Genomic DNA, 22,999 nt, shown 5'->3' on the forward strand with positions numbered 1-22,999 from the left:
TGAAAATGCGTTCTGTTGTTTCCTTCAACGATACCTGGACCTTTCACGAGGGTTTCGCCCCTGGTCTCACCGAGGCCCTGACCGCCGGCCAAATGGTCACCCTGCCGCACAATGCGGTAGACCTGCCGTTCAACTATTTCGACGAGAAATCCTATCAGCGCGCCTTCACCTACCAGGCCGTCCTGAAGTGGCAGCCGGAGTTCGTCGGTCGCGAAGTGTCGCTGGTATTCGACGGCGCCATGGCCGACTCCGTCGTTTATCTCAATGGCAAGGAGATTGTCGCCCACAAGGATGGCTACACGCCCTTCGAGGCGCGCCTGACCGACGGTCTGCATCAGGGCGACAACCTGATCACCGTCAAGATCGACGGCAGCGAAAACCCGGAAATCCCGCCCTTCGGTGGCCGAATCGATTATCTCACCTATGCCGGCATCTATCGCGATGTCTGGCTGAAGGTCACCGATACGGTGTCGATCGGCAACATCAAGATCGAGACCGGCCATGTGCTCAGCGAGGCAAAGTCGGCGACGGTGCGTTGCGACTTCTCCAATCCACAGGGTGTGGCGTTCAACGGCACCGTGACCGCCGTCATCACCGACGCCGCAGGCAAGGAAATTGCCACGGCCTCGTCCGAAACGACAGGCACAAGCGTGACGCTGGCCTTCGCCAACCTCACAGGCCTGTCGCTCTGGGATATCGACGACCCTGTCCTCTATACCGTCGCCGTCTCGCTCGAGAGCGACCAGGGCTCGGACCAGGTCGGCACGCATTTCGGCTTTCGCACGGCCGAGTTCACGACCGAAGGCTTCAAGCTCAATGGTCGCAAGCTAAAGATCCGCGGCCTCAACCGTCACCAGTCCTACCCCTATGTCGGCTATGCCGCCGGCCGCTCCGCCCAGGAGCTGGACGCCGACATCATGAAGAACACGCTGAAGTGCAATCTCGTCCGCACCTCACACTATCCGCAGTCCAAATGGTTTCTCGATCGGTGCGATCGCATTGGCCTCTTGGTGTTCGAGGAAATCCCCGGCTGGCAGCATATCGGCGGCGAGGAGTGGAAGCAGGAATCGATCCAGAACGTCCGCCGCATGATCGAGCGCGACTGGAACCATCCGTCGATCATCATCTGGGGCGTGCGCATCAACGAATCCAAGGATAGCCACGACTTCTATCTCGAGACCAACCGGCTCGCCCATGAGTTAGACAGCACGCGCCAGACCGGCGGCGTCCGATTCATCCTCGACAGCGAATTCCTCGAAGACGTCTTCACGATGAACGACTTTATCCTCGGCAACGAGGAGCTGCCGGGCAGCAACCGCCCGCGCACGGCGCTGAGAAGCCAGCAGGAATGCACGGGCCTGCAGAAGGTCGTGCCATACCTGATCACCGAATTCGGCGGCCATATGTATCCGACGAAAATCTACGACCAGGAACAGCGGCAGGCCGAGCATGTGCGGCGCCATCTGGAAGTGCTGAACGCTGCCTATGGTGATCCCAACATTTCCGGTGCCATCGGCTGGTGCATGTTCGACTACAACACCCACAAGGACTTCGGCTCCGGCGACCGGATCTGCTACCATGGCGTCATGGACATGTTCCGCGAACCGAAATTTGCAGCCTATGTCTATGCCAGCCAGTGCGAGCCATCAGAAGAAGTGGTGATGAAACCAGTCACCTTCTGGGCGCGTGGCGAGCGCAACATCGGCGGCGTGCTGCCACTGATCATCCTCAGCAACTGCGACGAGATCGAATTGCGTTACGGCTCGCTGGTCAAGCGCGTCGGTCCTGACCGCGAGACGTTTCCACACCTGCCGCACCCGCCCATCGTCGTCGACCATCGTCATTTCACCAAGGACGAACTCGGCGTCTGGGGCATGCAGTGGGAAGACGCCCATTTCACTGGATTTGTCGCCGGCGAAGCCGTCGCAAAACTGCACATGGTCGCCGATCCGCTGCCGACGACACTGCAGGTCGAAGCGGACAGCAAGACGATCCGTGCCGAAGGGCGCGACAGCACCCGCGTTATCGTCCGCGCGCTCGATCAGGTCGGCTCGCGCCTCCCGTTCATCAACGATGTCGTGACACTAAAGGTGTCTGGTCCGGCAAAGATCGTCGGCCCCCACGTCATTCCGTTCCAGGGCGGCACGACCGGCTTCTGGCTGGAATCGACAGGCGAGAGCGGCGATATTACCATAGAGGTCACCTCGCCCCGCTTTACCGGCACCACGGTAGAACTCACGGCGGTCAACTCGACCCAGCAGGAAGCGGTAACCCCATGAGCGAAGTCTCTCTCCGCAATATCCGCAAATCCTTCGGCAGCCTCGACGTCATCAAGGGCGTTGACCTTGACGTCCAGTCCGGCGAATTTGTCGTCTTCGTCGGGCCGTCGGGCTGCGGGAAGTCGACCCTGCTGCGGATGATCGCCGGCCTCGAGGATATCACCTCGGGGACGCTGTCGATTGCCGGCAAGGAAGTCAACGATGTCGATCCGTCAAAGCGCGGCATCGCCATGGTGTTTCAGTCCTACGCGCTTTATCCCCATATGACAGTGCGCGAAAACATGGGCTTTGCGCTGCGCTTCGCCGGCGTCGCCAAGGCCGAGGTTGCGCGTCAGGTGGAGGAAGCAGCCCGCATTCTCGAACTGGAGCCGTTGCTCGACCGCAAGCCGAAGCAGCTTTCGGGCGGCCAGCGCCAGCGCGTCGCCATCGGCCGTGCCATCGTCCGCCATCCCAAGGTGTTCCTGTTCGATGAACCGCTGTCGAACCTCGATGCAGAATTGCGCGTGCATATGCGCATCGAGATCGCCCGGCTGCACAAGAAGCTGGCGACGACCATCATCTATGTGACGCACGATCAGGTCGAGGCGATGACGCTGGCCGACAAGATCGTCGTCTTGCGCAGCGGCACGGTCGAGCAGGTCGGCGCGCCGCTCGATCTCTACGACGATCCGGCCAACCTGTTCGTCGCCGGCTTCATTGGCTCGCCAAAGATGAATTTTTTCAAGGGCGTGCTGGCTCGAAACGCCGATGGCCGCTGGTCTGCAAAGCTCCCGGAGCTTGGCGACACCACCATTCCGCTGGTGATCGGCGCCGACAAGGCAGCAGAGGGAACACCGGTGACGATCGGCGTCCGGCCTGAACATTTTGACGAGGTCGGGGATGCGTCACTCGATATGGTCGTCGACATGCTGGAACATCTGGGCGGCGAAACATACGCCTTTGCCCGCTATGGCGAAGGCGAACTCGTCACAGTGCTGACCCGCAACGGCCGCGGCCTGAAATCAGGCCAGACCATCACCGCCCGCTTCGATCCGGCTAAGGCATTGGTGTTCGACGCTGCCGGCGAGCGGTTGCGCTAGCCCCGCGCTATCGTCCGATTGGCATTGGCGCCCTGCCGTGCTATCTTACCTCCGTCTTACAAGGAGCTTGTGATGGCCGTGCCGGAAAAACTGACAACCGTCGTGTCCACCAAAGGGCAGGTCATCCTGCCCAAGGCGGTGCGTCTGCACCAGCAGTGGGAGCCGGGCACGCGCCTGGTGGTCGAGGAAACCGCCGACGGTGTGCTTTTACGCGCGGCACCGCATTTCGCAGCCACCGAGCCGGACGAGGTTTTCGGATCGCTTGCCTATGCCGGCACCTCGAAATCGATAGAGGATATGGACGCGGGCATCATCGCCGAGGCAAGGCGTCGCCATGCTGGCGATTGATACCAATATCATCATTCGCTACCTCACCGGCGATCATCCAGAGCAATCGACGAAAGCACGCAGCCTTGTCGAGAATAAGGATGTGTTCGTGGCAACAACTGTCATGCTCGAATGCGAATGGGTCCTGCGGAGCGTCTACAGTTATCAGCCGCAGCAGGTTTGTGCGGCGCTCCGGGCCTTCGCCGGCCTGCGTCGGGTGACGCTAGAAAGTCCAGCGCTGGTGGCGCGGGCGCTCGATCGCACCGAGCAAGGCATGGATTTCGCCGATGCCCTCCATCTGGGCAGAATCGGCAGCTGTGAAGCCATGATGACGTTCGACCGCAGGTTTATCAAGGCGGCCCAAGCTGCCGGCTCCCACGACGTCCGCGAACCCTGATCAGCCGTGCAGGCCGGGGGCCTCGTGGCCGGTGCGCGCCACATATTCCGTGTAGCCACCGCCATATTGCTGCACGCCATCGGGCGTGACTTCCAGCACGCGGTTCGACAGGGCGCCGAGGAAATGGCGGTCGTGCGAGACGAACAGCATCGTGCCCTCGTACTCGGACAATGCCTTGATCAGCATTTCCTTCGTGTCGAGGTCCAGATGGTTGGTGGGCTCGTCCAGCACCAGCAGGTTTGGCGGGTCGAACAGCATCGCTGCCATGACAAGGCGGGCCTTCTCGCCGCCTGACAGCACCCGGCATTTCTTTTCGACATCGTCGCCGGAAAAGCCGAAGCAGCCGGCCAGCGCCCGCAAAGGCCCCTGCCCCGCCTGCGGGAAGGAATCCTCGAGCCACTGGAACACGGTACGCTCGCCATCGAGCAGGTCCATGGCGTGCTGGGCGAAATAGCCCATCTTGACGCTGGCGCCGAGTGCAACCGCACCCTCGTCCGGATCGGTAGAGCCGGTAACCAGCTTCAGCAATGTCGATTTACCGGCACCGTTGATGCCCATGACACACCAGCGCTCGCGCCTGCGGACCATGAAATCGAGGCCGGCATAGATGCTGCGGCTACCGTAGCTCTTGTAGACGTTTTTCAGGTTCACCACGTCTTCACCGGAGCGGGGCGCCGGCGCGAAATCGAAGGAGACGACCTGCCGGCGCTTCGGCGGCTCGACACGGTCGATCTTTTCCAACTTTTTCACCCGGCTCTGCACCTGCGAAGCATGGGAAGCGCGCGCCTTGAAGCGTTCGATGAACTTGATTTCCTTGGCAAGCATCGCCTGCTGGCGTTCGAACTGCGCCATCTGGTGCTTTTCATTGAGCGCCCGCTGCTGCTCGTAGAAGGCATAGTCGCCGGAGAACGTCGTCAGCGTGCCGCCGTCGATCTCGATCAGCTTGGTGACGATGCGGTTCATGAACTCGCGGTCGTGCGAGGTCATCAACAATGCGCCCTCGTAGTTCTTGAGGAATTCCTCCAGCCAGATCAGACTTTCCAAATCCAGATGGTTGCTCGGCTCGTCGAGCAGCATCACGTCGGGGCGCATCAGCAGGATGCGACCGAGCGCCACGCGCATCTTCCAGCCGCCCGACAGCCCGCCGACATCGCCGTCCATCATTTCCTGGCTGAAGCTGAGGCCAGCCAGCACTTCCCGGGCGCGGCCTTCCAGCGCATAGCCGTCCAGCTCTTCGTAGCGCGCCTGGACTTCTCCGTAGCGTTCGATGATTTCATCCATCTCGTCGAGACGATCGGGATCGACCATGGCAGCTTCGAGTTCGCGCAGTTCGCCGGCGACGATGCTGACCGGGCCGGCACCTTCCATAACTTCGGCAACGGCACTGCGACCGTGCATCTCGCCGACATCCTGGTTGAAATAGCCGATGGTCACGCCCTTATCGACGGCGACCTGACCTTCGTCGGGATGTTCCTCGCCGGTGATCATACGGAAGACCGTGGTCTTGCCGGCGCCGTTCGGCCCAACCAGCCCAACCTTCTCACCCTTGTTGAGGGCGGCAGATGCCTCGATGAACAGGATGCGATGGCTGAGCTGCTTGCTGATATTCTCGATACGTATCATCGTCGGGCAAAGTCCAGAGAGTGCTGCGCCGGATGGCACGGTTGTGAAGAGGCTGTTGCAGGTTTTCAGTTTCCGCGTCAACCGGGAAGGTTGAGGCACACCATCCAGAAAACGCCGAGGCCACCGGCGCTGCATAGGAACTATGCTTTGCCGGTGGCCTCTTCGATGGTCATATATGAGATGCTCAGGCGATCGGATCCTTGTCCGACGGCTTGACGGTTTTGGCTTCGATACCGCCATTGCCAAACAGCGGCGTCACGTTTGAGCGCCCGGTCGAGGCATTCTTCTGCGACTTGCGACGGCGATCCGTGAAGTCCACGGCCAGTGCGACACCTTCCTCGAAGGTCGCGCGCGGATCGTAGTAGAGAGGACGCTCAGGCGCTTCGATGCCATATTCGGCACAGAGGGTGTCGATGATATCCATCGCACGCAGGCCCAGCTTCGAAAAATCCGCTTGCCGATGCAGGAAAAAGTCGTCGAATTCGGGCGCGTTGACGTCGAGCGATTCCAGCGCGTCGAGTATGTTGCGCAGGCGGTTCGGCATCCAGAGGACCTCCTCGGCCAGCTCTGGAGAAAGGAGGCTCCAGTCAACATCCTTCGGCAAGATCAGGCGTGGATCCTCCGTGTGCAGGACGAAATCGCCGGCATCGGACGGGTTGAATTCAGGTGCGTCTATTGCTGCACTGTGGCAGCCGCCGACCAGATCGTCCAATGCGAGCACGACCCGCATGGCCAGCATACGTTCCTCCCGCCTGCGGTTGACCCGCTGCGGGCGTCGGATACCCGCCCATAAGAGAGATCTGGAAAGCATGACGCCTGTTGCAATACTACCGGCGCCCAACAGGACACCGAGGATGATGCTGCCCTGCGTAGTCTGAAAGAACTGCCACAAATCAAACCTCATTCATTTCTTCCACCATATTACAACGAAGAACGACCGTTGGGTGACAATTTTTGTTTCAGCGCAGCCGTCAACAGGAAAGATTGAAAATCGTCTTCCGGATGGCTCTGCTATTTATATAGTGCAATGCACCGCTGTCACAATATTCCCACTGAAGTCATCATATTCACTGCGAGCCTGTGCCGAGCTGTTCCTCTGCCTCCAGTGCGGCGCGCAAGGTTCGAACCTGCCGGTTCAGAGCGTGCACCTGCTCAAGCGTCATGCCCGACTTCCGCAGGAGCGTCTCCGCCAGACAGCTGCATCTTTTCAGCAGCGCCTGCCCCGCATGGGTGAACCAGACATGGACCTGACGCTCGTCAACCTTGCTGCGCCGGCGCTCCACAAGGCCTGCCGCCTCGAGGCGCTTGACGGGCGGGGTGATTGTGCTGGAATCCAGCCCCAGCCGCTCGGCGATCGCGCCCACCGTCAGGCCATCCTCCTGGCCGAGCGCGCTCAGCACCAGATATTGCGGGTATGTAATGCCCATGGAATCGAGCATCGGCTTGTAAGTGCGGTTGACAGCAATACTCGCCGCATACAGCGAGAAACACAGCTGGTCATCCAATGGCAGGAGCGCTTGGCTCAAAGTCGTCATCTCCCGTTTATAAGCAAATATCGATATCATTAAAAATAATGTCGCGATATCGATTTTGACTGGACTAGCCAAAATTTTTTATCTACGAGTTCGTTATCGCGATAAATATTTTTGCGATCTCACTTATCAGGAGAGCAGAACGATGGCTTCGAATAATCACACGACACGCCGTGGCGTGATGACCGCCGGGTTGGGCCTTGCCGCTGCAGCAGCGACCATGCCATTGGTTGCAACTGCAGACGCAGCAACACCCAAAGCTTCACAACCGAAGGGAACGACCATGAGCAGCAGCATCTTCACGACCAAGGACGGCACGCAGATCTACTACAAGGACTGGGGCACGGGTCAGCCGATCGTGTTCCACCATGGTTGGCCCCTCAGCGCAGACGACTGGGATGCCCAGATGCTCTACTTCCTCGGCCAGGGCTACCGGGTCGTCGCCCATGATCGCCGCGGCCACGGCCGTTCCAGCCAGACGGATCACGGCAACGAAATGGACACCTACGCTGCCGACGTCGCAGCGCTGGTTGCACATCTCGACCTGAAGAACGCCATTCACATCGGTCACTCCACCGGCGGTGGCGAAGTCGCCCGCTATGTAGCAAAGCATGGCGGAAACGGCAGGGTCGCTAAGGCAGTGCTCGTCGGTGCCGTACCGCCGATCATGCTCAAGACCGAGAACAATCCCGGCGGCCTGCCGATGGAGGTCTTCGACGGCTTCCGCTCGGCACTCGTTGCCAACCGGGCCCAGTTTTACCGGGATGTTCCGACAGGCCCGTTCTACGGCTTCAATCGCGATGGCGCCAAGACCTATCCCGGCGTGATCGACAACTGGTGGCGTCAGGGCATGATGGGCGGGGCAAAGGCCCATTATGATTGCATCAAGGCCTTCTCCGAGACGGACTTCACCGATGACCTGAAGAATATCGACGTTCCCGTCCTCGTCATGCATGGTGACGACGACCAGATCGTGCCGATCGCCGATTCCGCCATGCTGTCGGTCAAGCTCCTGAAGAACGGTACGCTGAAGGTCTACAAGGGCTTTCCGCACGGCATGCTGACGACGCACGCCGACGTTCTCAACCCCGACCTGCTAGCCTTCTTCAAGGCCTGAGCCACCCCCCAAAAGGCCAGAAACGCCCACTGTCCGTGGGCGTTTCTCTCTGTGCTTTGCCTGCCACTGAGCTCTCATCCAGCGCTGGCGAGCGCGCCGGCGGGCCGGCGGCATTGGGAAAAAACATCCATCTTCGCATTGTAGACCTTGGTGGAGACATCCATAAGGCCGAGGATCGAATGGAAGAAATTGTCGTGCGAATACTGCCCGTCGGCGTGCTGCCCGAGGCATTTCATATCGAAGCCGGCAGATTTCGACAGGTCGTCCGATACCCAGGCCAGGAACGGCACGTGCGTCTGCTGCGTCGGCGCGATGAAGTAGGGCGTGCCGTGCAGGTAGATACCATTCTCGCCGAGTGACTCTCCGTGATCGGAGACATAGACGACGGCACCATCCAGCTTGGCAGCGCGCTGCTTAATCTTGTCGATGACGACCGAGACGACGTGGTCCGTATAGAGGATCGTATTGTCGTAGGCGTTGGTGATCTCCTCCGGCGTACAGGCACCGAAATCGTTGGCGCGGCAATCCGGTGTGAAGCGTCGGAACTCCTCGGGATAGCGCTGGAAATAGGCAGGTCCGTGGCTGCCGAGCTGGTGGAGAACCAGCACGCTGTCACCTTTGACGTGATCGAGCCAGGCATCGACCTTGTCCAGAAGGATCGCATCCAGGCATTCGCCATCCTTGCAGAAGCGCGGATCCTTGGAATTCGGCAGGTATTCGTAGGCCACCCTGTCGGTGACGTTGTAGCTGCCGGTGTCGTTGTCCAGCCAGGAGACGTCCACCTTGGCATGACTGAGGACATCCAGAAGATTCTGGGTCTGCAGCCCCTTGCGATGGGTGTAGTCGGCGCGCGGGTAGATCGAGTACATGCAGGGAATTGACGTCGCCGTCGCCGTGCCGCAGCTGGTCGTGTTGGGGAAATAGACGACGTCCTGCTTCTTCATCTCGGGATTGGTATCGCGGTTATATCCACCGAGCGAGAAATCCGAGGCGCGCGCGGTTTCGCCGGCAACGATGATCGTCACCCGAGGCTTGCCGGAGGGATCGATGTTGACCCGGTGGGCGTCCGTCCCCAGGGGCTCGGCGACGACATGCGCATCCTTCTGTGCCGACACGACGTAGCTGACGGCATTATTGATCGGCATGAACGGGTTGAGGGTAGCCAGGATATCGCGGTGGGCGCGCCCGACGCCGGCAAAGACCTTGTAATAGCTGATGCCGGCGCCGGCAAAGATAGCAAGGCAGCCGAGGATGATCGCCGTGTTCTGCGCCAGCTTCGGCAGGATTGTCCGGTGGCGGATACGCACCCAGATTATCAGCAGCGACGGCAGCAAGGCTGTCAGCAGTAGATGAAGGGCAAATCGGAAGGTAATGAGGTGCCCGGCCTCGGCGCCGGTCGAAACGGCCGCGTTGCGGATCATGTCCTTGTCGATGACGACCCCGAACTGGTCGTTGAACCAGGAACAGGCGGACGACACCAGCACGAAGAAGATCAGGATCGGCTTCGTGACATATTTCGCCGAGAACAATGTGACGACGGCCATGAAAAGCGCGGAGATGCCGATGACGAATGCGGTGAAGGCAAGCGCATTTCCGGTCAGGTAGCCATGGGCCTTTTGCCAGAACGTCCAGTTTGTGACGACCAGCAGATAGAGCGTCGTCAGGAAGCAAAGCGTCACGCTTCCCAGCACGGGCCGACCGAAGGGCCGCGCGTTTTCGGTGTTACGATCGTTCAAAGAAGGTCTCCAAAATGGCATGCCCGGGCGTGCGGTACGAGGCCGGCTGCACCCTGGCAATGCAGCAGAAAACAGTGTGCGATTTTCCTGACATCTACCTGAACGAAGGCATTCTTGGGACGAGCGCCAGGGTCCTATATACCTCGGAGCAGACGATGAAAACCGATGGGCACTGGTACGCCTGCCGAACGGTCAAGATGGCCGGAACGCTTGCCCCCGTGTTGCGGATCGCTCCAGGCTTCCTACATAGGGACTACCCTGATCCGGGCCCCTCTGGTGCAAGCTTTTGGCTGCTTGTGCGATGTCGGATCGCACGTCACGGCCAACTGGAAACCAAAATGCTCAGCGCCCTCGTTTTTTATTTCGTGCAGCTCCTTATCCTCGACCCGTTTCAAACCGAGATTACCAGCCGCCTTGCAAAGGCCAACGTGCCTTACGAGGTCGTTGCCAATGTCAGGGCCTGCACGACCAGCGCCGGTCAGGTGATCACCGACCACGCCACCACAAATCCTTTGCCGCTCGTATCCATGGCATTCGACATTTGGGTCCTCGGCACCGCACCCGATCGGATCCTGTCGAACGCAGTGCCAAGCTGCCGCCCGGCAATCGAAACTGCAAAATCCTTCCTGGCGCAGCAGTCGGCATAAGGCCTTCCAGCCTCAAGTCCGGCTTGCGAAACGCCTGCTTCGGCATGCATTGACATACCTCGCGAAAAATGAGAACATAAAGAGAACAAATGGAGACGTGCAGATGGACAGTGCCAACCTCGTCATTCAGAAGACTCTCGAAATCGTCGCAAAATCAAGAGCTGCGCGCGAGCATGCCGAACGACAGCGCAAGGAAACCTACTCCCGCCTGCAATTCGGTCGTTCGCTCGAGCACTATCTTGAAAAGCCGGGACAGCAACTGAAGCTCCGGCTCGACTCCTGAAGCTGGAATGTCAGCCGGCGGCCAGCAGCTCCGGTTTGGCGCTACCCGGCATACTGTCGGCCAGTATGGCAGCGGAGACCACGCCACCGATATCGTTTGCACTGGTAATGCCCTGGACGAAAGGTAACTTGTGCAGCAGGAACGAGATTGCGGCGCAATAGAGCTTGTTCGATACCGGGCTTTCGAATTTCGGCCGGAAAGCGTCATCCAGGTCGATGCCGCCGGTCCGCACCACGGCCTGGTGACCGTCCGGCACGATGATCGATGACGCGGCACTGGTGGCTGCCTTGCGAATGACGCCCTGCTTCAGGAGGGTTGGAAACGGAATGTCCCGTACCGATAGCGGATGCTGCCCCGTCGCGTCGATGAAGGCGCCGAAGGTTAGTGTCTTGCCGTCGTAGGTGACCTCTGCACCGCGCTCGACCCGCTCGTTGTCGATTTCGTAGTCGTCGCCAAGGGCAACGATATCCAGCTTTCCCGCGCGCCGCAGCGCCAATATCCTCTTGATGGATTCATGCGGCACGGTGGCATAGTCATCGATAAAAATGCTTTTGAAGTGCTTGTGAAACCGCTTCAGGTCCTCGCTGTCCAGCTGCGGTACCGCGCGGGCAATCGCCTCGTGCATGCGCAGGATCGCATAGCGCCATGGCACGGTATGGCGCTGCTGCTTATTGCGCGCCGCTTCGGCAAGGTTCAGTGCCGCCCAGGCGAAAGGATCGCGGGATTCGCGCTCTGCGAAATAAGCGGGTCCGATGGTCTCGATCGTCCGCAGCGACAGGCCGATACTCGCCGAATACTCCGGATCGTTGGCGAGCAGTTCGGCCTTGAACAGGTCGAAGATATCGTCGAGCAAGTTGCCACGGCCCGTCGCCAGCAAGGCGTCGATCGCTTCATTCGTGCAGAACTGCAAGGGAAGGTAGGGGATCTCGTGATAGAAGTCGGCTTCCGGCAGAAGCCCCTTGCGGGACATCATGGTGATGCTGAAGCCCTCTGAATCGGAGGCCTGCTGGTATTCGAGCAAACCGCTGGCATCGACATAGAATGCGCCATGCGCCGTCGCCACGGTCACCATTGCGTCGATTGCACTCAGCGATGTCCCGAGGATGCCAACGGCGCAATTGCCGATCGACTTCAGATTGACTGCCGGCCAGGGCGACATGAAATATCCCGGCTTGATCTCGATGTTGTCAGGCCAGTCGTGGCCGGTCGCCATGACGACGTGGTCGAACCCGTAATCGGCCTGCGTCCCATCCGGCCGCTGAGCCACGAGGGCAATGTCGTCAACCTGCAACGCGATGTCGATGACGCGGTGGCGCGGCTTGATGTCGATCCTATGCCCCCGCTCCTTCCCCGCCTGCACGAGCTGCGAGAACTGAGCCTGCAGATACTCACCAAGAACCACGCGCGGATAGAACTCGCGCTCGTCAATTGCGTCTTGCGACACGTGCAGTCTCTCCAACCCAGCGTCGCTCTGACGCCGAAGCCAGGCAACCAGCGTCTCGCAGATCGGCGGCAGCTCGATGCTCGCGATATTCGACAGCATCGCTTGGTCGTTCAATGCCGGATGATAGGGCGTTCCCTTGCCCGGATCCGGCTCGATCTCGAAGATGGTGATGGACAGCGGCTCGGGCGAGCCTACCAGACCCTTCAGCGTATAGATGCCGGTCGGGCCGGAGCCGATAATAGCGATGCGCGTCATGGAAGCTTTCAACGGCGAACGCTGATAAAATGGTTCGCGAACTTGACGATATGGAACGACGACCGCCGTTAGCAAGATTGAAAATCAAATCCGTCCGCCACCGGACGTAGCCGTAAGATAGCCCGGACCCCGTTGACGCGTCAGATCGCCATCGCCGCCCCTCCATTGCCAACGGCCATGATCCGACCATATCAATCATCGCGCACGAACGGCGTGCGGAGGATCGAAAGTGAGCCAATCTCAAGTGACTGCAACCGGCACGGCCACCTGGCTGGGCTTTATCGTCATGTGTGTCGGCATGTTCATGGCGATCCTCGATGTCCAGGTGGTGGCGACATCCCTGCCGACCATCCAGAGCGCACTCGATATTCCTCAGGATCAGATGAGCTGGGTGCAGACCGCCTATCTCATCGCGGAGGTGATTGCGATCCCGCTGACCGGCGTGTTGACGCGTACCCTGACGATGCGCTGGCTGTTCGTGCTTGCCGTCACGGTGTTCACGCTCTCCTCGGCCGGTTGTGCCGCCAGCGACAGCTTTTCGGAGTTGATAGCCTGGCGGGTGCTGCAGGGTTTTTCCGGAGGCACGCTGATTCCGGCTGTTTTTTCTGCCGTCTTCATCCTGTTCCCGGTAGCGCGGCAGGGTATAGCCACCACCATCGCCGGCGTTCTTGCCGTTCTCGCCCCGACGGTCGGCCCGGTCGTCGGCGGCTGGATCACCGAAACATATTCCTGGCACTGGCTGTTTCTGATCAACATCATTCCAGGCATCCTGTCGGCCGGTATCGCCGGCTTCCTGCTGCCGAAGTCGACGATGCGCTTGGGCACGTTGAAAACTCTGGACCTCGTGTCGCTGCTCGCGATGGCCGTGGCACTCGCGGCCCTCGAAATTGCCCTCAAAGAAGCCCCGCAGCGCGGATGGCTGTCCGGCCTCGTGCTGGGCCTGCTGGTGCTCAGCCTCGCCAGCCTTTCGATGTTCGTGCGCCGGACATTGAAAGCCGGGGTGCCCATCGTCGACCTCGGAAACTTCGCCGACCGGTCGTTCCTGGTCGGCTGCATCCTGAGCTTCGTTCTCGGCATCGGACTGTTCGGATCGGTTTATCTGATGCCGGTGTTCCTGGCGTTCGTGCGCGGTCACAATGCGCTCGAAATCGGCACCATCATGCTGGTCACCGGCGTGGCCCAACTGCTGACAGCGCCGATCGCCGTCTTTCTCGAGCAGCGCGTCGGGGCGCGACTTCTCTCCGCAGCAGGGTTCACACTTTTTGCCGTCGGCCTCGGGATGAGCGCGTTCCAGACGCCGGACAGCGATTCCGCCGCGATGTTTTGGCCCCAGGTCATCCGTGGCGTGGCGATCATGTTCTGCCTGCTTCCACCGACGCGCCTTGCCCTCGGCAACCTGCCCGAAAGCCGCGTTCCCGACGCCAGCGGTCTTTTCAATCTGATGCGCAACCTCGGCGGTGCTATCGGCCTCGCCTTGATCGACACGGTGATCTACGGCCGCTCGCCGGGCCACGGTACGGCATTGATGGAAAAGCTTGCCGCCGGAGACGTAGCCACGGCGACCTATGTCGGCATACCGCTCGACATGTTCACCTCCCGCCCGTCAGGACCTATCGACGACGCCACGCGATCCATGCTGCAGCCATTGGTCGAGAAGGCAGCGCTCACCCAGTCCATCAATGAGGCATGGGCAATGGTGGCCATCCTGACCCTCGCCGCCCTGGCCTGCGTCCCATTTGCCATCAGGGTGCGCTCGGAGACAAAACGGAACTAGGAGCATGACCCCGTCATGCCCGTGAGATCGTACTCAGAAGTCAGCGGGAGGACGATGTCTGCGGCCGCTCGTTTGGGAGGATGAGGTTAGGCTGGGCTATCGCCTGCGGCTTGCCTAGCAGGTAGCCTTGGCCGATGTCACAGCCCAGGGCCTGCAGCCGCTGGAGCTGGCTCTCCTCCTCGATGCCTTCCGCCGTGATCTTGACGCCGAGCCCGCTTCCCAGCGAGATGATTGCCCTGACGACCTTGTCCTGCTTGTCGCTGTTTTCGAAGGTCGCGACGAAGCTCCTGTCGATCTTGATCTTGTCGAACTGGAATGCGGACAGTTGGGATAGGCTGGAATAGCCGGTGCCGAAATCATCCAGCGCGATTTTGATGCCGGCCTTGGTGAACTGATCGAGGACATAGCGGGCCGCCTCGGGATCCTGGATGAGCGCGCTTTCCGTCACCTCCAGTTCCAGCCGGTGGACGGGAAGGCCGACCTCTCCTAGAACTTGCATCAGGCGAAGCCCCAGCAGCCTGTCGCTGAGCTGGACGGGAGAGATGTTGAACGACAGCACGGTATCAACTGGCCAGGACAGAGCATCCCGGCAGGCCGTTCGAAAGAGACTGTCGGTCAGTTCGACAATCAGGCCGCTATCCTCGGCGAGCGGAATGAAGTCGCTGGGCGGAATGAATTGACCCGGCGAGACCTCCCATCGCGCAAGCGCCTCGTAACCGACGATCTCCCGGGTCTTGAGATCGACCAGCGGCTGGTAATGCGGACGGATTTTTCCCGCCTTCATGGCGCGCTTCAGGTCGGCTTCCATCTGGACGCGCTTTTCAAGCTCGGTCTGCATGGCGGGTACGAAGGTCCTGACGCCGTTGCGGCCTGTTTTCTTCGCGGCATACATCGCGCAGTCGGATTGCTGGATAGCCTCCGCCAAGGTGGCGCCGTCCTCGGGGATCCGCGCGATGCCGACGCTGGCACCCACGTCGACGTTTGCAGCGTTGATTGATATCGGCTTCGAGATATTGCTGACGATGCGGTTTCCCACCGCGATAAGATCGGGATTTCCCATCCTCTCCGTGATGACAAGGAACTCGTCGCCGCCCAGGCGATAGACGTTGGCATCCGGAAAAATGTAGCGAAGCCGCTCCGCCACGATCTTCAGCACCTGGTCGCCGTAATCGTGGCCGAGAAGGTCGTTGATCTTCTTGAAGCCATCGAGGTCGATGCTGAAGACTGCGTATCCATCCTTGCAGGCAAGGTTTTCTCGTGTCGCCGCATCCGCGCCGAGAAAACGCCTGTTGGGGAGCTCGGTCAGGGGATCGTGGCAGGCAATCCAGTCGACATTTTTCTCGGCGGCATGTCTCCGGCGAATTTCTTCCGCCATGTCCTTTATGCGGACCAGCGAATAGATCAGACCCAGGGCGCCGCCAATATTCAGGGCCGTAAAGACCTCATCGAAATCGTATTTCTCGTTTTCGCGGAAAAATGTATCGAGGGTCTCGTGCCCGTTGTAATGAACGGCCAGCCCGTAGATCACCAGGAATGTCGCAATCCAGAGGATTGCTTCGACCTTGGCGCGATTTCGGCGCAGTGATTGCACAGAGCTACTCCCGGAGACGGAAAATGGCTTCATGCCGATCGTCGGAATACATCTCCCGCCGCTGTTTATGCATTTTGCCGAATATATATTGCAGCGGGGTTAAAGTGTTTCGTCGGAGAAAGATGGTCATTTCCGGCGCAAGCTGATCGCCGATAGCCAACATACCGTTGGAGGCAGCTTTGCAGAAGGCCCGAGGTTCACCCGGATCTAGCGGGGAGAAAGAGGCCTGGCCAGGGAGACCAGGCCTCCGCCATTGGAGGTCAATCCAATTGGTGTGCTACGTTGAGCGGCAGGGAATGTCGCGCGTAGCATCGTTACTGTTAGCCTAGCATAAGTTTTCGGCAACGCATTCCTGCGCTAGCAGCACGACCAGGATCACATCTTCTGCGAGACGTGGCTGCTTGTGCACATTAATAAAACGGCGTGCGTCATGGCGTTCAGCAAAGCCGCCGCGGTGGCACGCCGGTCATGCGTTGTGAACCACAAAAAACATGGCCCGACAAAAGCCGGGCCATGCTCAGACTGCTTTAAAGAAGCTGTCTATTAGAAGCTGCGCTGGAAACGCAGGATACCAGCCCAGGAGTGTTCGTTTGTCGAATCCCAGTTGGTGTATTCGACTTCAGGCTCGACGGTCAGGCCCTTGACTGGCTGGAACTTGACGTTTGCAGCAGCGGCAAAGATCTTCGAGTCTGTGTAGGCGACCTGAACGTTGGCCTTGAGCTTGTCGTTGATGGTTGCAGAACCACCGCCCCAGACTGCCCAGTCACCCCAGCCGCAAAGCTCTTCCTTGTTCGCAGGGCAAGCACCGTCGGTAACATAGCCCGAAGCGTACTTGTTGAGCTTGTCGCCGTCTGTGTTCCAGCCGCCCATCAGGAATGCCGAGAAGGTGCCGAAATCGGCATCGACGCGAGCCTTGATGGCGCCTTCTTTGACGATCGAGTCGTAGCCGCCGACAACCTTGATGCCCCATGCGCCCGACTTGAAGCCGAAGCCCAGAACGCCGTCTGGAACGTACTGGTCGTTCTTGGAGATCTGCCAGCTTTTGCCGTTGCTCTGGGTGAAGCTGGAGTCGTAGTAGGTGTCGCCGCTCGAATTGCTGTCTTCGATCGAAGCGAGAGCCGTGAAGCCATTGCCCGGATCAAACGTGTAGGTCAGCTGGTTGAGTTCGGTGTTCGTCGGTCCAGGGCCGTAGGAAACCACGTCGTCCTGGATGATGTCGCCAGCATAGCCCGGATAGGACGAGAATTGCGAGTCGGCCTTGCCGACGAGGAAGCCGCCGAGGCTGATGTTGGCAAACAGCAGCTTTGTGGAGTTGTCGCCTTCCTGCGAATCCCAACGCATGACCATGTCGGTCTTCAGCGCGCCGTATTCGGTGTCGCTGGCAGTGTCGAGGCTGAGTTCAGCGCGGGTGTGCCAAAGCGTGCCGATCTTGTGATCAGGCTGGTAGGCATCTTTCCACTCGCCTTCAGTACGAACCATGCCACCGATCTTCAGGCAGGTTTCCGTGCCTGGAATGTAGAAGTAACCGGCGCCGTAGGCATCGCAAATGCGAACATATTCGAGCGGTTCCGGCTCAGCTGCAACAATTGCGTCCGCCGCATTGGCAGCCGAGAATGCCGAGAGGGCGGCAGCCGATGCAAGGAGAAGACCCTTAATCATCATCTTTAAAATCCATTTCTTCGGTGCAGGTCGCTTGTATCGAGAGGGTCGATACGGTCTGAAGCCTGCTAGGTGGGAGCCTGTTTTATCCGGAGCTTTCGCCCGTGGACCAAGGCTATGGCGAAAGGGTGTGGCCGCACAACTTCCGTCTCGCCAAACGGGGCCGCTGGAAGAGCCGATTTCCGGCGACGCGGCTGTGAAAACACATTTAGAAAACGGCTAGCACGACTACGTTTTGTAATAGTCACCCGGAAGACGCATTTCGGGCCCTTGAGCCCTCCGACCGGACATGGGGGGAAGGCCGTCCTTGCGAATCGCGAACGAGCAGAGCGCGCGCTTTGAAACGCGGCGATCCGATCGTTCGTCAGCTCAGGCAGCCCGGACAAGGCTCGCGCAAGCGCTGGGAGCGAATATCGTGACAACATGTATCTGAAAGCGGAACCACGCCGGGCAAGGCGGGGCGCGCCGCATAGTGGAAGGCTTGAGAGTTTGATTGGTGCAGCGGCTCAGATCCAGACATTTGCGGACCCCAACCTGATCATCGGCAAGGCGCCGATCGTGCGGGCGATCTATGAGCAGAGAGACATCACGCCCCTCTGGAACCAGCTGCTGAAGCGGGCTTCTGCCGATCTCGGCGACGCTGCCGCCTTCATGGATGCCTCGATCGTCCTGCATACGGTGGGCGAGAAGGAAAAGGCCGTCATCAGCCAGAAGGCTGCCCTCGATATCAGCCGCCAGTACCGGATCCAGAATGGCAAGGGCACAGGCCTGGACATTCTGGTGTTCATGACGGCTGGCGATTTCATGGCAAATACGCCGATCGAGTTTCTGCTCGAGCATTCGGATACCAACCTCCTGCTCTATTACGTCGACGCGGAAACCCGGGATCTCTCCGATATCCCGGCACATGACGTCGCCTTCGTCGCGGTTGGTGAATCCACGGACAATCTCCCGGTCCTCGAAAACCTCAAGCGGCTTTTGCGCGACTGGTCGGGACCGATCCTGAACAATGCGCCGCAGTCCATCATGGATCTTTCCAGGGATGGCGTTTCCAATGCCTTCAGGGACGAGCGCTGGGTTCTCGCGCCTGCAACCGTTCGCGTCGATCGTCAAAAGCTTCAGCGGCTCGCTGCTGGCGAGATCGAACTGGGCTCCATCCTCGACGCAACGAGCTTTCCGATCATCGTCCGGCCACACGGCACGCATGCGGGCAAGGGCATGGAGAAAATCTCGGCCCGCTGGGAGCTTTCGGGCTATCTCGCCGCGCACGCCGACACCGAATTCTACCTGACGCCCTTCATCGACTACAGCGACGAGGACGGAAAGTTCCGCAAACAGCGCATCGCGTTCATCAATGGCAAGGCCTATGCCAGCCACCTGGCGATTTCCGACCACTGGATGGTCCATTACCTCAGCGCCGGCATGGCTGAGCATGCGGAGCGTCGCGAGGAAGAAGGCCGCTGTATGGCCAATTTCGACACCGACTTCGCCGTCCGCCACGCAGCAGCCTTCGACGCCCTGCATCGCCGCTTCGGGCTTGACTACTTCGCCATCGATTGCGCCGAGTTGTCGGACGGACGTCTGCTGATGTTCGAAGCCGACGTCGCCATGATCGTCCACTCGATGGATTCCGAAAAGGTCTTCCCCTACAAGAAGCAGGCGACGACCAAGCTATTCGCAGCCTTCGAAGGCGCCCTGAGAGATCGCATGCTGCGCGCGACCTCCGCCTCCGACGTCACCTGTGCCCATACGGGAAAACCGGCTGTCTACCAAAGGACTGACGACGACTGCCTGATCTGCGCGCTGGCGATGTTTACCGGCAGGACCTACGAAGACATCCAGGACATGGCGATAAAAAGCGACCCCCGGTTCCCTCTGGGCGGCCCAATGAGCCACTCCATCATGCGCGGCGTCGCCAACGCATGCGGCCTCGTCCTGCTCAGCGGTATCTACATGCTGTGGGACAAGCCCGGGATCATCGGCGTCGTCTCACCGACGGTCCCCGACACCGGGCATGCGGTCTTCTGGGACGGCGAGAAGATCATCGACCCCGGCTCGAGCGCACGCGTCGACCGCGCATATGTCGACCGTTGCGGGCTGGAGTTCACCCAGCGCGCCCGTGATCTTGCGCCGCTGATCCAGCACGAAATGCAAATCTCCTATATCGCCGGCGCCGTGGCGGTCGACGAGCCGATCCTCTGAAGCCGTCGTTCGCAGCCAAATTCCGGAGACCATCATGGCTGCAAGTCAGCGTCTAATCCTACCGATGCCAGTCGACCCGTCATCGACGCCGGCTGAAACAGCGTTTCTCGGGCAATCGCTCGCCTCCGTTCCATTGCTGCTCGGGGCTGGCGGCGACCAGCGCATTTCGCCCGATCCCGTCCATCGACGGAACCGCTACGGCACACTGACGACGCCCGCCGAGCACGAAATTTCGTTCTCGTCGACGACGGCCAGCAACGTATCAGGCGACGGGTTCCGCGCGGCCGGGATCGCTCTCGAGCGGCTCGTCGATCGCCAGTCAGCAGATCCGGTTGCGATCGACCGATGGTTTGCCGATATCCGTAAGGGCATCGCCACCAGCCTTGGCTGTACCGACGCCACGATCATTCTGGCAGCCTCCGGGACAGACGCGGAGTTGATGGCCCTTTGCCTGTTTGCAGGGCTTTCCGCGCGGCCCCTCACCAATATTCTCGTTGCGCCGGAAGAGACCGGCAGCGGCGTGCCCCGGGCTGCATCCGGATGCCACTATTCGGATCTTGCTGCCCTCGGCAGCACCGTCGAAGCCGGAAAGCCGCTGGAAGGCCTGGATCCCGAGCGGATCGAGGTGTGCACCGTGGCCATCCGCAACGGCGAAGGCGAACCGCGTCGTCAGGAGGAGATCGACGATGCCATGATCGCCGCCGTCGAACGGGAGCTGAAACGCGACCGCGACGTGCTCGTCCATGTGCTCGATACATCGAAGACAGGCCTGTCCGGCGTGACGCGGCAGGCAGCCCGGCATGCGGCTTTGCTTGCCCCCGGCCGCGTGCATGTGATCGTCGATGCCTGCCAGTTCCGCTGCTCGGCGTCCGATATCCGGCAGGATCTTGCCGACGGTTTTCTCGTCGTACTGACTGGCTCGAAATTTGTCGGGGGCCCACCCTTTTCCGGCGCTCTCCTCGTGCCGACGTCTCTCGGGGAGGCCCTCGCCACCAGAAGCGCTATTCCTTCCGGCCTCTCGGCCTACACGGCAGCCCATGACTGGCCATCGGCACTTCGGGAAAAGATGGATTTCACATTCGGCTCGCACTTCAATCTCGGTCTCGGCCTTCGATGGGTGGCGGCCTCTGCCGCCCTCGATCGCTACGCCGTCATCCAGGACGACGAGCAGGCGCTCATCAAGGCCCATTTCGTGAAACTGGTGCGCGCCCGTATCGACAGCGTCGCCGGTATCCGCCTGCATGCCAACGATGAGGGCGCCCATCTCGACGCAAGAACGATCGTGCCCTTCACGATCTCCAACCGCACCGGCGGCTTTGCCTCCTTCGAGCACTCGCAGATGATCCACCTGCTCATGCGCGAGCGCGACGACGGTCCGGTTTGCCATCTTGGCCAAGCCGTCCGGCTTGGATCTCGCACGGTCCTCAGGGTCGCGGCTTCAGCGGCCGACGTGCTTGATGTCTCGGCCCGCATGGCAGCTGCTCTGCCGTTGCACCAGGCATTCCATCCGGTGGAATCGCGGCTCGATGCGGTGTTCGACAAGCTGGCGGCCGTCCTTCACCATGTCCGGGCTCTCTGATGCCGGAAGCGGATACGCGCGGCGATAGAACGGCTGAGCGCTCCAGCCTCGACCCGCTGGACTGGAGTGAATTTCGCGCGCTCGCCCACGGCATGCTGGACGACATGATCAGCCATATCGAGACCGTCCGGCAGCGACCGGTTTGGCAACCGCCGGCAGCCGAAACGCGCGCCCGGTTTGCCCGTCCGTTGCCTGCAGACCCTCGCGAACTCGGCGACATCCTCGATGACGTGCGCACCCACATCCTTCCCTTCGCCACCGGCAACCTGCATCCGCTGTTCATGGGCTGGGTCCATGGCGCGGGTACGCCCGTCGGTATGGTGGCCGAGATCGTCGCCGCCGGAATGAACCTCAATTGCGGCGGCCGCGACCATATCGGACTGGAGGTCGAGCAACAGATCGTCCGCTGGATGAGCGAGGCCCTCGGCTATCCCCAAGGCGCCAGCGGCCTGTTTCTCACCGGCTCTTCCATGGCCAACTTCCTGGCTGTGATCATCGCCAGAACGGAGGCGCTCGGCCATTCCGTCCGCCAAAACGGCTTGCGGAATCGGGACCGACAACTCGTCGCCTATACCTCGAGCGAAGCCCATGGCTGCATTGCCCAGGCGATGGAGCTTTCCGGCATAGGCTCGGCCAATTTGCGAACGGTGACTGTCGACGCTGACGGACGAATGCAGACCAGCGTTTTGCGCACCATGATCGACGCCGACCGGGCCGCCGGACACCTGCCGTTTCTCGTCGTCGGCACCGCCGGCACCGTCAATACCGGGGCCATCGATCCGCTTTCTGCCATAGCCGACATCGCTGTCCAGGAAAATCTATGGTTCCACGTCGACGGCGCTATCGGCGCTTTGGCAGTGCTTTCGCACGATCTGCGAGAGCTGTTTGCGGGCATCGAGAAATCAGCCTCTGTGGCGCTGGACTTTCACAAATGGGGCCATGTTCCCTATGATGCCGGGTTTCTGCTGGTCAGGGACGGCGCCGCCCACAAGCGGGCCTTCGCCCAGCCGGCGGCCTATCTCCAGCGCGCCGATCGCGGCCTTGCGGCCGGTGAGACCTGGCCCTGCGATCTCGGCCCCGATCTGTCGCGCGGCTTTCGAGCGCTCAAGACCTGGATGACGATCGAAACGCTCGGCACGGAGCGCATCGGCAGTTCCATTGCGCATACCTGCGAACTCGCATCCCATCTTGCCCACCATATCGAGCGGCACACGCTGCTGGAACTCAGGGCACCGGTCGCCTTGAACATCGTCTGCTTCGGTGTTCGCGGGGCAGGTTCCGATTTTGTCCGGGATCTGGTGCTCGACCTCCAGCAATCCGGCCTGGCTGCCCCGTCCTGGACGACGGTCGGCGGCGAGCTGGCAGTGCGCTGCGCAATCGTCAACCACAGGACGACATCCGCCGATATCGACGCCTTCATCGACATCATCGACAGATACCTGGCCGGCAAAGGCTACTGAAACGGCTGTCTGAGC

At 60.5% G+C, this 22,999-nt stretch carries 18 protein-coding genes; 11 read left to right on the forward strand and 7 right to left on the reverse strand.

Annotation, left to right across the window (positions count from 1 at the left end):
* Positions 1–5 precede the first annotated feature (5 nt).
* The 4 genes from J5278_RS22345 (at position 6) to J5278_RS22360 (ending at position 4,082) form a co-directional block, all read left to right on the forward strand.
* Positions 6–2,279: a glycoside hydrolase family 2 protein gene (locus J5278_RS22345; RefSeq protein ID WP_209186399.1), complete on the forward strand. Its 2,274-nt coding sequence runs from the start codon at positions 6–8 to the stop codon at positions 2,277–2,279.
* The gene (locus tag J5278_RS22350) at positions 2,276–3,358 is read left to right on the forward strand and encodes an ABC transporter ATP-binding protein (protein ID WP_142830883.1); all 1,083 of its coding nucleotides are present in this window, start codon (positions 2,276–2,278) and stop codon (positions 3,356–3,358) included. The genes J5278_RS22345 and J5278_RS22350 overlap by 4 nt, the downstream gene beginning before the upstream one ends.
* A 72-nt stretch (positions 3,359–3,430) precedes the next feature.
* A complete protein-coding gene (locus J5278_RS22355; protein ID WP_111218560.1) occupies positions 3,431–3,706 on the forward strand; it encodes an AbrB/MazE/SpoVT family DNA-binding domain-containing protein in 276 nt (91 codons plus the stop codon).
* Positions 3,693–4,082, forward strand: a complete 390-nt coding sequence (locus tag J5278_RS22360) for a type II toxin-antitoxin system VapC family toxin (protein ID WP_209186397.1) — start codon at positions 3,693–3,695, stop codon at positions 4,080–4,082. The genes J5278_RS22355 and J5278_RS22360 overlap by 14 nt, the downstream gene beginning before the upstream one ends.
* Here the strand turns inward: J5278_RS22360 and J5278_RS22365 are convergent, their stop codons facing one another.
* The 3 genes from J5278_RS22365 to J5278_RS22375 all read right to left on the reverse strand — a co-directional run bounded on the left by J5278_RS22365 (position 4,083) and on the right by J5278_RS22375 (position 7,240).
* The gene (locus J5278_RS22365; protein ID WP_111218564.1) at positions 4,083–5,705 is read right to left on the reverse strand and encodes an ABC-F family ATP-binding cassette domain-containing protein; all 1,623 of its coding nucleotides are present in this window, start codon (positions 5,703–5,705) and stop codon (positions 4,083–4,085) included.
* 184 nt (positions 5,706–5,889) lie between these two features.
* The gene (locus tag J5278_RS22370; protein ID WP_142830877.1) at positions 5,890–6,609 is read right to left on the reverse strand and encodes a hypothetical protein; all 720 of its coding nucleotides are present in this window, start codon (positions 6,607–6,609) and stop codon (positions 5,890–5,892) included.
* Between the two features lie 163 nt (positions 6,610–6,772).
* Complete coding sequence (locus J5278_RS22375; RefSeq protein WP_209186497.1) at positions 6,773–7,240, reverse strand: MarR family winged helix-turn-helix transcriptional regulator; 468 nt, start codon at positions 7,238–7,240, stop codon at positions 6,773–6,775.
* A 280-nt stretch (positions 7,241–7,520) separates the two neighbouring features.
* Between J5278_RS22375 and J5278_RS22380 the strand changes: the two genes are divergently transcribed.
* Positions 7,521–8,354, forward strand: a complete 834-nt coding sequence (locus J5278_RS22380) for an alpha/beta fold hydrolase (protein WP_224128462.1) — start codon at positions 7,521–7,523, stop codon at positions 8,352–8,354.
* A 74-nt stretch (positions 8,355–8,428) separates the two neighbouring features.
* Here the strand turns inward: J5278_RS22380 and J5278_RS22385 are convergent, their stop codons facing one another.
* Positions 8,429–10,111, reverse strand: coding sequence for a phosphoethanolamine transferase (locus tag J5278_RS22385; RefSeq protein WP_142830873.1), 1,683 nt, complete (start codon positions 10,109–10,111; stop codon positions 8,429–8,431).
* A gap of 317 nt (positions 10,112–10,428) precedes the next feature.
* Between J5278_RS22385 and J5278_RS22390 the strand changes: the two genes are divergently transcribed.
* Together J5278_RS22390 and J5278_RS22395 are read left to right on the forward strand one after the other, a co-directional pair.
* Entirely contained in the window at positions 10,429–10,737 is a 309-nt protein-coding gene (locus J5278_RS22390) for a hypothetical protein (RefSeq protein ID WP_142830871.1), read from the forward strand.
* Positions 10,738–10,840: 103 nt separating this feature from the next.
* A complete protein-coding gene (locus tag J5278_RS22395; protein ID WP_111218572.1) occupies positions 10,841–11,020 on the forward strand; it encodes a hypothetical protein in 180 nt (59 codons plus the stop codon).
* A gap of 10 nt (positions 11,021–11,030) precedes the next feature.
* Here J5278_RS22395 and J5278_RS22400 read toward each other — a convergent pair whose 3' ends face one another.
* Entirely contained in the window at positions 11,031–12,719 is a 1,689-nt protein-coding gene (locus J5278_RS22400; protein ID WP_209186391.1) for an FAD/NAD(P)-binding protein, read from the reverse strand.
* A 229-nt stretch (positions 12,720–12,948) separates the two neighbouring features.
* On the opposite strand from J5278_RS22400, the gene J5278_RS22405 reads away from it, so the two are divergent.
* Positions 12,949–14,493: a DHA2 family efflux MFS transporter permease subunit gene (locus tag J5278_RS22405; protein WP_374108313.1), complete on the forward strand. Its 1,545-nt coding sequence runs from the start codon at positions 12,949–12,951 to the stop codon at positions 14,491–14,493.
* A gap of 40 nt (positions 14,494–14,533) precedes the next feature.
* On the opposite strand, the gene J5278_RS22410 is transcribed toward J5278_RS22405, so the two are convergent.
* Positions 14,534–16,084, reverse strand: coding sequence for a bifunctional diguanylate cyclase/phosphodiesterase (locus J5278_RS22410; protein WP_209186388.1), 1,551 nt, complete (start codon positions 16,082–16,084; stop codon positions 14,534–14,536).
* 543 nt (positions 16,085–16,627) lie between these two features.
* Positions 16,628–17,746: a porin gene (locus tag J5278_RS22415; RefSeq protein WP_142830867.1), complete on the reverse strand. Its 1,119-nt coding sequence runs from the start codon at positions 17,744–17,746 to the stop codon at positions 16,628–16,630.
* 486 nt (positions 17,747–18,232) lie between these two features.
* Here J5278_RS22415 and J5278_RS22420 point away from each other — a divergent pair, with 486 nt between their 5' ends.
* From J5278_RS22420 to J5278_RS22430, 3 genes are read left to right on the forward strand one after another with little or no spacing between them, the layout of a single operon-like run.
* Positions 18,233–19,945, forward strand: a complete 1,713-nt coding sequence (locus tag J5278_RS22420; protein ID WP_219258352.1) for a RimK family alpha-L-glutamate ligase — start codon at positions 18,233–18,235, stop codon at positions 19,943–19,945.
* A 34-nt stretch (positions 19,946–19,979) separates the two neighbouring features.
* A complete protein-coding gene (locus J5278_RS22425) occupies positions 19,980–21,524 on the forward strand; it encodes a hypothetical protein (protein WP_209186384.1) in 1,545 nt (514 codons plus the stop codon).
* Positions 21,524–22,984, forward strand: a complete 1,461-nt coding sequence (locus tag J5278_RS22430; protein WP_219258353.1) for an aminotransferase class V-fold PLP-dependent enzyme — start codon at positions 21,524–21,526, stop codon at positions 22,982–22,984. The genes J5278_RS22425 and J5278_RS22430 overlap by 1 nt, the downstream gene beginning before the upstream one ends.
* The last annotated feature ends 15 nt before the right edge of the window (positions 22,985–22,999 follow it).

This window comes from Rhizobium sp. B21/90, from assembly GCF_019355815.1.
Classification (GTDB): domain Bacteria; phylum Pseudomonadota; class Alphaproteobacteria; order Rhizobiales; family Rhizobiaceae; genus Rhizobium; species Rhizobium rhododendri.

Coding starts and splice junctions, on each gene's coding strand:
- J5278_RS22390 (WP_142830871.1), top strand. CDS start 10,429: ATGCTCAGCGCCCTCGTTTTTTATTTCGTGCAGCTCCTTATCCTCGAC.
- J5278_RS22370 (WP_142830877.1), bottom strand. CDS start 6,609: ATGAGGTTTGATTTGTGGCAGTTCTTTCAGACTACGCAGGGCAGCATC.
- J5278_RS22430 (WP_219258353.1), top strand. CDS start 21,524: ATGCCGGAAGCGGATACGCGCGGCGATAGAACGGCTGAGCGCTCCAGC.
- J5278_RS22400 (WP_209186391.1), bottom strand. CDS start 12,719: ATGACGCGCATCGCTATTATCGGCTCCGGCCCGACCGGCATCTATACG.
- J5278_RS22350 (WP_142830883.1), top strand. CDS start 2,276: ATGAGCGAAGTCTCTCTCCGCAATATCCGCAAATCCTTCGGCAGCCTC.
- J5278_RS22365 (WP_111218564.1), bottom strand. CDS start 5,705: ATGATACGTATCGAGAATATCAGCAAGCAGCTCAGCCATCGCATCCTG.
- J5278_RS22385 (WP_142830873.1), bottom strand. CDS start 10,111: ATGCCATTTTGGAGACCTTCTTTGAACGATCGTAACACCGAAAACGCG.
- J5278_RS22415 (WP_142830867.1), bottom strand. CDS start 17,746: ATGATGATTAAGGGTCTTCTCCTTGCATCGGCTGCCGCCCTCTCGGCA.
- J5278_RS22375 (WP_209186497.1), bottom strand. CDS start 7,240: ATGACGACTTTGAGCCAAGCGCTCCTGCCATTGGATGACCAGCTGTGT.
- J5278_RS22395 (WP_111218572.1), top strand. CDS start 10,841: ATGGACAGTGCCAACCTCGTCATTCAGAAGACTCTCGAAATCGTCGCA.
- J5278_RS22355 (WP_111218560.1), top strand. CDS start 3,431: ATGGCCGTGCCGGAAAAACTGACAACCGTCGTGTCCACCAAAGGGCAG.
- J5278_RS22360 (WP_209186397.1), top strand. CDS start 3,693: ATGCTGGCGATTGATACCAATATCATCATTCGCTACCTCACCGGCGAT.
- J5278_RS22380 (WP_224128462.1), top strand. CDS start 7,521: ATGAGCAGCAGCATCTTCACGACCAAGGACGGCACGCAGATCTACTAC.
- J5278_RS22425 (WP_209186384.1), top strand. CDS start 19,980: ATGGCTGCAAGTCAGCGTCTAATCCTACCGATGCCAGTCGACCCGTCA.
- J5278_RS22345 (WP_209186399.1), top strand. CDS start 6: ATGCGTTCTGTTGTTTCCTTCAACGATACCTGGACCTTTCACGAGGGT.